The sequence below is a fragment of the Achromobacter sp. 46006 genome (assembly GCF_059761975.1).
Genome location: NZ_JCBANN010000043.1, coordinates 38,156 through 49,275, shown reverse-complemented (window position 1 = coordinate 49,275; position 11,120 = coordinate 38,156). Strand labels below are relative to the sequence as shown.

The 11,120-nt window shown below is 68.2% G+C and carries 12 protein-coding genes and 1 riboswitch; of the genes, 6 read left to right on the top strand and 6 right to left on the bottom strand.

Going from position 1 to position 11,120, the window contains the following annotated elements; genetic code table 11:
* Positions 1–12: 12 nt before the first annotated feature.
* Together AC6LKG_RS18910 and AC6LKG_RS18905 are read right to left on the bottom strand one after the other, a co-directional pair.
* Positions 13–1,188, bottom strand: a complete 1,176-nt coding sequence (locus AC6LKG_RS18910) for a UxaA family hydrolase (RefSeq protein ID WP_006386837.1) — start codon at positions 1,186–1,188, stop codon at positions 13–15.
* A 31-nt stretch (positions 1,189–1,219) separates the two neighbouring features.
* On the bottom strand, positions 1,220–1,501 hold the full coding sequence (locus AC6LKG_RS18905) for a UxaA family hydrolase (protein WP_026385179.1): 282 nt from the start codon (positions 1,499–1,501) through the stop codon (positions 1,220–1,222).
* Between the two features lie 182 nt (positions 1,502–1,683).
* On the opposite strand from AC6LKG_RS18905, the gene AC6LKG_RS18900 reads away from it, so the two are divergent.
* The 4 genes from AC6LKG_RS18900 (at position 1,684) to AC6LKG_RS18885 (ending at position 5,877) form a co-directional block, all read left to right on the top strand.
* Positions 1,684–2,439 carry a GntR family transcriptional regulator gene (locus tag AC6LKG_RS18900; RefSeq protein WP_498166847.1) on the top strand — a complete coding sequence of 252 codons (756 nt, stop codon included), beginning with the start codon at positions 1,684–1,686 and terminating at the stop codon, positions 2,437–2,439.
* Positions 2,440–2,573: 134 nt separating this feature from the next.
* Positions 2,574–2,655, top strand: a riboswitch (SAM riboswitch).
* Entirely contained in the window at positions 2,645–3,916 is a 1,272-nt protein-coding gene (gene metX / locus AC6LKG_RS18895) for a homoserine O-succinyltransferase MetX (RefSeq protein ID WP_498166844.1), read from the top strand. Its footprint overlaps the riboswitch before it by 11 nt.
* Positions 3,913–4,527: a methionine biosynthesis protein MetW gene (gene metW / locus AC6LKG_RS18890; RefSeq protein ID WP_498166841.1), complete on the top strand. Its 615-nt coding sequence runs from the start codon at positions 3,913–3,915 to the stop codon at positions 4,525–4,527. Before metX ends, metW begins: the two co-directional genes overlap by 4 nt.
* A gap of 69 nt (positions 4,528–4,596) precedes the next feature.
* Positions 4,597–5,877: a muropeptide transporter gene (locus AC6LKG_RS18885; RefSeq protein ID WP_498166839.1), complete on the top strand. Its 1,281-nt coding sequence runs from the start codon at positions 4,597–4,599 to the stop codon at positions 5,875–5,877.
* A 36-nt stretch (positions 5,878–5,913) separates the two neighbouring features.
* Here the strand turns inward: AC6LKG_RS18885 and AC6LKG_RS18880 are convergent, their stop codons facing one another.
* Positions 5,914–6,783 (bottom strand): universal stress protein, encoded by an 870-nt coding sequence (locus tag AC6LKG_RS18880; RefSeq protein WP_498166837.1) that lies wholly within the window; start codon positions 6,781–6,783, stop codon positions 5,914–5,916.
* 256 nt (positions 6,784–7,039) lie between these two features.
* On the opposite strand from AC6LKG_RS18880, the gene AC6LKG_RS18875 reads away from it, so the two are divergent.
* Together AC6LKG_RS18875 and AC6LKG_RS18870 are read left to right on the top strand one after the other, a co-directional pair.
* A complete protein-coding gene (locus AC6LKG_RS18875) occupies positions 7,040–7,678 on the top strand; it encodes a trimeric intracellular cation channel family protein (protein WP_498166834.1) in 639 nt (212 codons plus the stop codon).
* Positions 7,679–7,789: 111 nt separating this feature from the next.
* The gene (locus AC6LKG_RS18870) at positions 7,790–8,491 is read left to right on the top strand and encodes a GntR family transcriptional regulator (protein WP_498166831.1); all 702 of its coding nucleotides are present in this window, start codon (positions 7,790–7,792) and stop codon (positions 8,489–8,491) included.
* 101 nt (positions 8,492–8,592) lie between these two features.
* Here AC6LKG_RS18870 and AC6LKG_RS18865 read toward each other — a convergent pair whose 3' ends face one another.
* Genes AC6LKG_RS18865 through pxpB form a run of 3 tightly spaced genes read right to left on the bottom strand, consistent with a single transcriptional unit; the run spans position 8,593 to position 11,098 of the window.
* Entirely contained in the window at positions 8,593–9,363 is a 771-nt protein-coding gene (locus tag AC6LKG_RS18865) for a LamB/YcsF family protein (protein ID WP_498166828.1), read from the bottom strand.
* Positions 9,360–10,367 carry a 5-oxoprolinase subunit C family protein gene (locus tag AC6LKG_RS18860; protein ID WP_498166826.1) on the bottom strand — a complete coding sequence of 336 codons (1,008 nt, stop codon included), beginning with the start codon at positions 10,365–10,367 and terminating at the stop codon, positions 9,360–9,362. The genes AC6LKG_RS18865 and AC6LKG_RS18860 overlap by 4 nt, the downstream gene beginning before the upstream one ends.
* Positions 10,364–11,098, bottom strand: a complete 735-nt coding sequence (gene pxpB, locus AC6LKG_RS18855; protein ID WP_498166823.1) for a 5-oxoprolinase subunit PxpB — start codon at positions 11,096–11,098, stop codon at positions 10,364–10,366. The genes AC6LKG_RS18860 and pxpB overlap by 4 nt, the downstream gene beginning before the upstream one ends.
* Positions 11,099–11,120: the final 22 nt, after the last annotated feature.

The window sequence follows — 11,120 nt, the reverse complement described above, 5'->3', positions numbered from 1 at the left end:
GGCCAGGCGCCATCAGGCGCTTTCGAAGATGCGGGTCAGGACGAATTCGCGGTGGCCCAGGGCTTCGGCCGCGGTCCAGCGGCCATTGGCGGTGGCGAGCATGCATTCGAGCAGCTTGTCGCCGGCCTGGTTCAGGTCGATCTCGCGCTGCAGCAGGCCGCTGGTGTCGACGTCGATGTGTTCCGACATGGTGCGCACCGTGCGCGGGTTGGCGCAGATCTTGATGACCGGCAGGATCGGGTTGCCGATGACGTTGCCCTGGCCGGTGGGGAAGAAATGCACTGCGTAGCCCGAGGCCGCGCACAGCGTCACCATCTCGGCCGCGGCCGAGGACGAGTCCATGAACCACAGGCCCGGCCCGTCGGGGATCTCGGCCTTGTCGATCACGCCGTCGACGCGGCATTGCTTGCCGATTTTCTGGATGTTGCCCAGCGCCTTTTCCTCGATGGTGGTCAGGCCGCCGGCGATGTTGCCCTTGGTGGGTTGCGATTCGGACAGGTCGCTGGTCTTCCAGCGGTCGATCATGGCCTGGTAGCGGTCGAACATGAACATGAAGCGTTCGCGCACGGCGTCGTTGGCGCAGCGCTCGGCCACGATGTGCTCGCCGCCGGTCAGTTCCGAGGTTTCGCCGAACACCAGCGTCGAGCCCAACGCGTACAGCTTGTCGAAGGCGTTGCCCACGGTGGGATTGGCGCCACAGCCCGAGGTGGTGTCGGATTCGCCGCACTTGGTCGAGACCCACAGGTCCGAGATCGGACACGTGCTACGGGTGAGCGCGGTGGCGTAGTGCACGAATTCCTTGGCGCAGCGCGAGGCCCGCATGATGGTGTCGTGGTCGCCGTGCAGTTCGATGCTGAAGCCCATGACCGGCTTGCCGGTGGCGGCAATGCCGTCGACCACGCGCTTGGTCCAGCCTTCCTCGATGCCGATCACCACCACCGCCGCCACGTTGGGGTTGCAGCCGGTGCCGATGAGGGTGCGGAAGTGCAGTTCCAGGTCTTCGCCGAACTGCAGGCGACCGTAGGGGTGCGGCAGGGCCAGGGTGCCCTTGATGTTGTTGGCGACGGCCTCGGCCGCGGCGTTGGAGATGTCGTCCACGGGCAGCACGATGACGTGGTTGCGCACGCCGACGCGGCCGTTGTCGCGGCGGTAGCCCTGGAAGGTGGTCTGAGCATTGATGACGGACATGATGGTTTCCTGTGTGGGCGGAGGGATCGGCTTACCAGCGCTTGGTCTTGATGTTGTGCACGTGGGCGTGCTGGCCGGCCTGGATCGGCGCGACCACGCGGCCGATGTCCACGCCGTACTTGTAGACCGTGTCGCCCACGGCCATGTCCTTCATCGCGACCTTGTGGCCGATGGGGATGTCCTGCGAGGCCCGCACATGGATGATCTTGTCTTCATCCATGATCCAGGCATTGAGTTCCGTTCCGGCGGTCAGGCCTTCCACCACGGCGACCGCCACCGTGTCCTTGGCATCGTGCAATACGGCGTGAATCATCGTCTTCCTCTCCTGGGTGAGCGCCACGGCGGAGTGCCGCGGGCGCTTCGGATCACAACGTCCGGCAAATCTTAGGGCGGGCGTTTTCGCATGTCAACTAAATCATATATATGAATTGTATGACTTGAGCGCAGGCCGCGCGCGCCGCTACACTGGAGGCCCGGATTTATTGCGATGCACCCATGAACACCAGCCTGTCATCGACTGTGCCTTTGGGCAGTCCCTTGTACGAGCAGGTCAAGCAGGCCGTGCTGGCCGCGCTGGCGCAAGGCGAATGGAAGCAGGGCGAGGCGATTCCGCCGGAAAAGCACCTGGCCGAGCGTTTCGGCGTGTCGATCGGCACGCTGCGCAAGGCGATCGACGAACTGGCCGCCGAGAACATCCTGGTGCGCCACCAGGGCCGCGGCACGTATGTGGCGGTGCACACGCGCAATCACCACTTCTTCAAGTTCTTCCGCATCCTGCGCCAGGACGGCCACAAGTCGTACCCGGCCACCGAGCTGCTGCGCTTTCGCCGCGTCAAGGCCTCGGCCGAGGCGCGCGACAAGCTGGGGCTGCCGGCCGGCGCCTACGTGTTCGAGTTCCTCAACATGCTGTCGCTGAACGGCGATGTGGTGATGATCGATGCCATCTGCCTGCCGGAATCGCGCTTTCCCGGCATGACCGAGGCCCATCTGCGCGAGCGTGCCAGCACGCTGTATGCGCTGTACCAGGACGTGTTCGGCGTCAACGTCATCGCCACCGACGAGCGCCTGCGCACCTGCCTGGCGGACCGCGCCCAAGCGCGCTGGCTCGGCGTGGCCGAAGGCTCGCCACTGCTGGAGATCCGGCGCGTGGCGTATTCGTACAACCGCCAGCCGGTCGAATGGCGCATCTCGCGTGTCAATACCGAGCGCTACGAATACCTGGGGCATGAGCCCTGGGAGGCGGGGGCCTGAGGCGCCTGCCGCCTCGCAGCGGGGCATGCGGCCGGCGGGAGAATGCGGCTGGCATCCCGGCGCTGACGGCCGCCGCCGTTCCCGGCCGCTTGCCGCTCCTGCCGCCAGCAGTGCTAGAATTCCTGCCGCACTACCCAATTTTCGGCGCCGATTTGCCTGATCCGCTTGCGGGCGCCTTCCAATAAATCCAGCTAAAGAGGTCCGTATGACCACTCCTGCCCAACATTTGGCCGGTGATTCGGCCAGCGCCGCGCTCGCGACCCTGCCCGCCGCCACCGTCAAGCAGTCCGATGCCGCTGATCCCGGTTCCGTCGGACTGGTCGCTCCCGTCTTCCTGCGTTTCGACGAGCCGTTGCCGTTGCTCAGCGGCCAGTCGCTGGCCAGCTACGAGCTGGCGGTCGAGACCTATGGCACGCTCAACGCCAAGCGCAGCAATGCGGTGCTGATCTGCCATGCCCTGAACGCCTCGCACCACGTGGCCGGCCAGGCCGCGGACAGCCCCGGCGACGTGGGCTGGTGGGACAACATGGTGGGCCCCGGCAAGCCGGTCGACACCAATGTGTTCTTCGTCATCGGCGTCAACAACCTGGGCTCCTGCTTCGGCTCGACCGGCCCGGCCAGCATCAATCCCGAGACCGGCAAGCCCTGGGGCGCCGCCTTTCCGGTGCTGACGGTGGAGGACTGGGTGCAGGCGCAGGCGCGGGTCGCGGACCACTTCGGCATCGAGCGCTTCGCCGCCGTGATGGGCGGATCGCTGGGCGGCATGCAGGCGCTGAGCTGGGCCATCACGCTGCCCGAGCGCGTGGCGCATTGCGTGGTCATCGCCAGCACGCCGCGTCTGTCGGCGCAGAACATCGGCTTTAACGAAGTGGCGCGGCGCGCCATCATCACCGACCCGGATTTCCACGGCGGCGATTACTACGCCCAGGACACCGTGCCGCGCCGCGGCCTGTCGGTGGCGCGCATGATCGGCCACATCACCTACCTGTCCGACGACGACATGGCCGAGAAATTCGGCCGCGCCCAGCGCGAGCCGGCCGCCAACGGCGCCTACCGCTACGGCTACGACGTCGAGTTCGAGGTCGAGTCGTACCTGCGCTACCAGGGCGAGAAGTTCACCCGCTATTTCGACGCCAATACCTACCTGCTGATCACCCGCGCGCTGGACTATTTCGATCCGGCCCGCAACACCGGCGGCGACCTGGCGCGCGCGCTGGCGCCGGCCAAGTCCGACTTCCTGCTGGTGTCCTTCACCACCGACTGGCGTTTTCCGCCGGAGCGCTCGCGCGAGATCGTGCGCGCCCTGCTCAAGAATTCCAGCCCCGTCACCTACGCCGAGATCGACGCGCCGCATGGCCACGACGCCTTCCTGCTGGACGACGCGCGCTACCATGCCGTGGTTCGCGGCTATTACGAGCGCATCGCCCGCGAGCTGGGGTTGACCCAAGCCGTTCAGACCGAAGGACGCCCCGCATGAACCCCGTCACTCCCCGTCCCGCCGTCAACGCGTTGCGCCCCGACCTGGCGCGCATCGCCAGTTGGATCGAACCCGGCAGCCGGGTGCTGGACCTGGGCTGCGGCGACGGCGCGCTGCTGGCGCACCTGCGCGATCATCGCCAGGTGCGCGGCGCCGGCGTCGAGCTGGACGACACCTGCGTCATCGCCTGCGTGCGGCGCGGCGTCGAGGTGATCCAGCAGAACCTGGAAGACGGCCTGGCGCTGTTCGACGACAAGCAGTTCGACACCGTGGTGCTGTCGCAGACGCTGCAGTCCATGCACCGCACCGAGCATATCCTGCGCGAGATGGCGCGGGTGGCGCGCTACGGCGTGGTGTCGTTTCCCAACTTCGGCTACTGGCCGCACGGCTGGGCCATCCTGCGCGGCCGCATGCCGGTGACGGGGCAGATGCCGTACCAGTGGTACAACACGCCCAACATCCACCTGTGCACGCTGCGCGATTTCGAACAGTTGGCCGACGAACTCGGCCTGCGCATCCTGGAGCGCGCTACCTTCAACGAAGGGCGCGAGATCAAGGCCTTTCCGAGCTGGCGCAGCACGCTGGCGGTATACCGCTTCGCCTCGCCCTGACATTCTGAAGCGCCGGCTGACGGCCTGGACGCCAGCGCCTAAAATGCCGCAAGCCCGCCGCGCCCGTCCGTGCGCCCGGCGGGCTCGTTTCAGGAGACCGTCATTTTCGCTGTATCCAACGTCTACACCAGCCCCCGCGTCGCACCCCTGCTGGTCCTGGGGTTCGCCAGCGGCCTGCCGCTGGCCCTGACCAGCGGCACCTTGCAGGCCTGGGCCACGGTGGCCGGGGTGCCCTTGCAGCAGATCGGTTTCCTGACCCTGGTGGGCACCGCCTACACCTTGAAGTTCCTGTGGGCGCCGCTGGTGGACCGCTATGCGCCGCCGCTGTTGGGCCGGCGCCGGGGCTGGATGCTGGTGACACAGGCGCTGCTGGGGCTGGCGATCATGGTCATGGGCACGCTGTCGCCATCCTCGTCGCTGCAGACGCTGGCCCTCCTGGCGGTGCTGGTGGCTTTCCTGTCGGCCACCCAGGACATCGTCTTCGACGCCTATTGCACCGATGTGCTGCGCAAGGAAGAGCGCGGCGCCGGCGCGGCCATCAAGGTCATGGGCTACCGGGTGGCCATGATCGTCTCGGGCGGCCTGGCGCTGATCATGGCGGATCAATGGATCGGCTGGGGCAATACCTATGTGGTGATGGGCGGCTTGATGCTGTTGTGCGTGCTGGCGACGCTGTGGGCGCCCGAGCCGGAGCACCAGTCGCAGCCGCCGCGCAGCCTGGGCGAGGCGGTGTCGGCGCCGTTGCGGGAATTCTTCACCCGGCGCGGTGCGCTGGCGGTGCTGCTGTTGATCGTGCTGTACAAGCTGGGCGATGCCTTTGCCGGCGCCTTGTCCACCACTTTCCTGATCCGTGGCGCCGGTTACACGGCCACCGAGGTCGGCGCGGTCAACAAGGTCATGGGCATGGCCGCGACCGTGGTGGGCGCGCTGGCCGGCGGGCTCATCATGGCGCGCTGGAGCCTGTATCGTTCCCTGATGGTGTTCGGCCTGCTGCAGGCGGTGTCCAACCTGGGCTATTGGCTGATCGCGGTCAGTCCCAAGAGCATCTGGCTGATGGCCGGCGCGGTGGGGCTGGAGAACCTGTGCGGAGGCCTGGGCACGGCGTCGTTTGTCGGGCTCTTGATGGCCCTGTGCCGGCAGCGTTTTTCGGCCACGCAGTTCGCGCTGCTGTCGGCCTTGTCCGCGGTTGGCCGCACCTACCTGGCCGGGCCGCTGACGCCGCCGCTGGTCGAACACCTGGGCTGGCCCGGCTTCTTCCTGGTGACGGTGGCGATCGCATTGCCGGGCCTGCTGCTGTTGCACGCGATGCGCGACCGCATCGAGGCCATGATGCGCGACGGCGACGCCTGAGGCCGGCGCCGCGCGGACGCGGCGCCGGGCGCGGCGTCATTGCTCGCCGGTCAGCCGCACGATCAGCACGTCGCTGGGCAGGGCTTCCAGCAGGCGCTCGGCAACGCTGCCGATGGCCGTGCGTAGCAGGCCGGTGCGGCCATGGGTGCCGGTGACGACCAGGTCGGCGCGGTGGTTGAACGAGTATTCCGACAGCACCGTTTCCGGTTGCCCGCATTCCAGCACCACTTCGGGCGCCGCCACGTTCGCCAGTTCCGGAGTGTCGGCGATGAACTCGCGCGAGCTCTGCTCGGCCGCGTGGTAGAAACTGCGCGTCACGGCGTCATCCGGCACATTCTTGCCCTGGAACGGCACGTCGTAGGCATGAAACAGCGTCAGGCTGGCATTGGGCACCAGTTGCAGCGCGGCGCGCAGTGCCTGGCGCGAACCGGCCGAAAAGTCGGTGGCGACCAGCACGTCGCGATACGGCCGGCGGGGCCTGTTCTTGACCACCAGCACCGGCTGGCGCGCCTGGCGCACCAGTTTTTCGACCGTGGTGCCCAGCAGCAGCCGGCCCAGGGTTTCGTCGCGCGCAATGCCGGCGATGATCAGCGAGCAACCGAAGCTGTCGGCCGTTTCCGTGATGCATGCCAGCGGATCGCCCTTGACCACCACGACTTCGGTGGGCACGCCGGCATTGGCCAGGTCTTCGGCCAGCTCACGCTCGGCCAGCGCCTTGTGGTCGGCCGCCAGCCGGCGCCAGACCGGCGTGGTCAGGCGGGCCGGGGTGGCATGGTTTTCCATGACGTGCAGCACCACCAGTCTGGTATTGAGCTCCTTGGCCAGTTGCAGCGCGCGATCGAGGGCGCGGTCGCCCCGCGCGCTTAGGTCCGTGGCCAGAAGGATGGGGCCAGGTTGTTGCGACATACGTTTCTCCCGATATGGGCCCGCCGTTGGCTCCCGCTAGCCCGCCGGCTGGCCGAAATCGCCCTTGCGGGCACATCCCCATTGTCCCGCCGGGACATGTGCGGGGGCTTGATCGATATCAACGCGCTTCCAGGGTAAGGGGCGCGCGCGCGGACTGCAATCGCCCGGCGGCCGCGCTGTCAATACAATGGGGCCTGCCGCCCGCCGCGACCGTGTCCGGTCGATCCGCGGGCTTGTCCGTCCACCCGTCCGGCCCATGTTCTACGATCTTTCGCCTGCCCTGCTGCATTCCCTTTATCTGGTCGCCATCGTGGCCGAGGCCATGACGGCGGCGCTGTCGGCCGGCCGCCGCGACATGGACTGGATGGGGGTCTGCATCATCGCCTGCGTCACCGCGCTGGGCGGCGGCTCGCTGCGCGACGTGCTGCTGGGGCACTATCCGCTGACCTGGGTGACCCATCCCGAATACCTGTGGATGACGGCCGGCGCGGCGTTGCTGACGGCCCTGATCGCGCCGGTGATGCGGCGCCTGCGCAGCGTGTTCCTGCTGGCCGATGCGCTGGGCCTGGTGGCGTTCACGGTGATCGGCTGCCAGGTGGCGCAATTGATGCAACTGCCGATCACGGTGGTGCTGGTCAGCGGCATGATCACCGGGTGCGCAGGCGGGGTGCTGCGCGACGTGCTCTGCAACGAGGTGCCGCTGCTGTTTCGCAAGGAGCTGTACGCCAGCGTCTCGGTGGTGACCGGGGCGCTCTACCTGGGAGCGCAGGCCCTGGGCCTGCCGGCCAATGCGGCGGTGCCGATCGCCCTGGCGGCCGGGCTGGCGCTGCGTTTGCTGGCGCTGCGCTTCAACTGGCAGATGCCGAAATTCGTGTATCGGGACGATTGGCATTGAAGCGGGCGGCCATGCGCCTTCCTGCAACAATTTTCCTATTTATGTTTCAATTTTTTTCTAGTATCTTCTCGGTGTCGCAATACTTGCATCACGCAGTACAAGGGGAGCCGATTGGACGTCAAAGCGCCCGCCACGATTCCGTACTTCCTACAGGAACAGATTCGTGAGTTGATAGTGGATGGCACTATCAGGCCCGGGCAGCCATTGCGGGAACAGGAACTGGAGCAGCGTTTCGGCACCAGCCGCAGCCCCATCCGGGAAGCGCTGCGCCTGCTGGAACTGAGCGGCCTGGTTACCCATGTCCAGCGCAAAGGCTTCCGGGTCACCCTTTATACCGAAAGCCAGATCCGCCATTTGTACAAGTTGCGCGCGGAACTGGAGGCCTATTGCATCCGCCAGGTCGCCGAAATGGAAGACATTTCGCCGCTGGTGGCCGAGCTGCGCGGCTATGACGAGGCGATTACCGCCGCCACGGCCAAGCGCGACGTGCGCGCCTATATTGCGGCGCTGCGCGAGTTCTACCTGGCCGGCGCCCGCTACACCGGCAATTCGCCGCTGGCGGACGTGCTGACCCGGCTGTACGAGCAGGTCGAGCCGCTGCGCTACTTGCTGGCGCGCCAGACCATGGCATCGAACAGTCTGCAGGCCTATACCCAAGGCGTCACGCAGGCCCTGGCTAGCCGCGATTTCGACCGCGCCGCCGAGCTGACCCGCAACTATGTGCTGGAAGTGTTGCCGGGCATCCTGCGGGCCTATCGCGAGGCTTCGCTGCTCGACGCCGAGGAAACCGCGCCGCGCTACGGGCGCGCATGAGCGCGCAACCGCGTCGGGCGCCGGGGGGGCTGGCGCGGCCCTGAGCCCGCTCGCAACCATGCGCGCCGCGAGCCGCGCCCGCCAAGGGCGGGCGGCTGGCCTCAGGCGTGCGCGGGCGGCGTGCGCACGGCGATGCCGGCGCGTTCCAGCGCCTCGCGGATGGCGCGCGCGAACGCCAGCGCATTGGGCTGGTCGCCGTGGATACAGAGCGTGTCGGCCTGCACCGCCACGTCCTTGCCATCGACCGAGCGCACCTTGCCCTCCCGGACCATGCGCACCACCTGCGCCACCGCCTGGTCGACATCCTCGATCATGGCGCCGGCACGGGTGCGCGGCGTGAGCGAGCCGTCGTCCTGGTAGGAACGGTCGGCGAAGACCTCGTTGGCCGCCGCCAGCCCGATGGCGCGGGCGGCGTCGATCAGTTTGCTGCCGGCCAGGCCGTACAGCACCAGCGAGGCATCCACGTCCTTGACCGCCTGGCAGATGGCGCGCGCCAGGCCTTCGTCCTTGGCGGCCATGTTGTAGAGCGCGCCATGCGCCTTGACGTGATGCAGCCGCGCGCCTTGAGACGCGGCCACGCCCGCCAGCGCGCCGATCTGGTAGACCGTGATGTCGTAGGCCTCATCCGGCGTGGTCGGGATGGCGCGGCGCCCGAAGCCGGCCAGGTCCTGCAGGCTGGGATGCGCGCCCAGCGCCACGCCCTGCTTGAGGGCGGCGGCCACGGTCTTGCGCATGGTGGCGGGGTCGCCGCCATGGAAGCCGCAGGCGATGTTGGCCGAACTGACGAAGGCCAGCACCGCGGCGTCGTTGCCCATGCTCCAGGCGCCGTAGCTTTCGCCCATGTCGCAGTTCAGGTCGATGCTTGTGCTCATGAGGGGGTTCCTGTCTGGGCCAGCCGCGCGCGCAGCGGCGCCAGCGCGTCCAGCAATTGGGTGAAGGCGCGTTCGCGCTCGCCGTCCAGGCGTTGCGCTTCCTCGAGTTCGATCAGCGAAAAGCGCAGTGTGTGCCCCGGCGCGTACTGCGCCAGCAGCGGCAGGTCGACGGTGGCGATCTGCGCGATCTTGGGGTAGCCGCCGGTGGTCTGCCGATCGGCCATGAGAATGATGGCTTCGCCGCCCGAGGGCACCTGCACGGTGCCGAAGCAGGCCGCCTCGGACAGCATCTGGCGCGGCTGGCTCATGGACAGCGCCGGTCCCTGCAGGCGGTAGCCCATGCGGTCGGACTGCGGGCTGATGCGGAATTCCGAGCCGCCGAAGGCATGGCGGCTGGCCTCGGAGAACTCCTGCCACTGCATGCCGGGCAGGAAGCGGATGGTGTCGCGTTGCTTGTTGCCGAGCGCGCCGGGCAGGTAGATGCGCAGGTCCCACAGGGCCTTTTGCAGGGCGTCGAGGTCGTGGCCGTCGAGCGCCTGGCGCAGGCCGACCTGGTCGCCCTTGGCCAGTGCGCGGCCCTTGAAGCCGCCGAAGCCGCTGCGCAGATAGGTGGTTTCGCTGCCCATCACCGGCGTCAGCGCGAAGCCGCCATGCACCGCCAGGTAGCCGCGCACGCCATTGGCGGGCCGTGCGCCGAAGGCCAGCACGTCGCCGGCGCGGGCGACCAGGGGCCGGTGCAGGGGGATCTCCTGGCCGTTGAGCGTGGCGCCCAGGTCGGCGCCCGCCAGCGCGAAGCAGGCCGGCGCGTCGAAGCGCAGGGTGGGGCCGGTCAGGGTCATTTCGAGGGTGGCGGGATCGCCGGTGTTGCCGGCGAGCGCGTTGGCCAGGCGGTGGGCGCGTTCGTCCATGGCGCCGGCGGCCGGGATGCCCTGGTGCTGGTAGCCCTCGCGGCCGCGGTCCTGGAAGCTGGACAGCATGCCGGGCTTGATGACGGCAACACTCACGGCCGGGCCTCCCGCAGACGCTCGAATTCGTCGGGGGTGATCGGCACGAAGCGCACCGAATCGCCCGGTTGCAGGTATGCGGCGGGGTCGCGCGCGGGGTCGAACATGGTCAGCGGCGTGGCGCCGATGATGTGCCAGCCGCCGGGCAGGCGGTTGGGGTAGATCACGGTCTGGCGGTTGGCGATGGCCACCGCGCCGGGTGGCACGGCGGTGCGCGGCGAGGCGCGCCGCGGCAGGTTCAGCTTTTCGTCGTGCACGCCCAGGTAGGCATGACCGGGGGCGAAGCCCAGCATGAACACCATGCTGCGGGGGCCGCTGTGCAGCGCGATGACTTCGTCGGGGGTCAGGCCGGCGGCGCGGGCGACTTCGTCGAGGTCGGGTCCGTGCTCGCCGCCGTAGCAGACCGGCACGTCGACCTCGCGGCCGGCGGCGGCGTCGGCCTGGATGCCGTCGGCCAGCAGCGCCTCGATGCGCTCGGCCAGGTCGGCGTAGGTGGGGCCATTGCCCAGGCCGTCGGGCCGGTAATGCACCGCCACCGCCACGAACGACGGCACCACGTCGGTCACGCCCGGCAGGCCGGCGTCGCGCAGCTTGCGCGCCGCCGCCAGGCAGGTGCGGCCGATGGCGGCGTCGATCCGCTCGCCGAACGTGATGAGGAGGCAGCGATCACCCTGGGGCTGGATGCGCCAGTCGGTTCCGGCCGGAGAAGATATGTCTGATGTAGCGTTCAACGGCACGAAACCTGTAGAGACG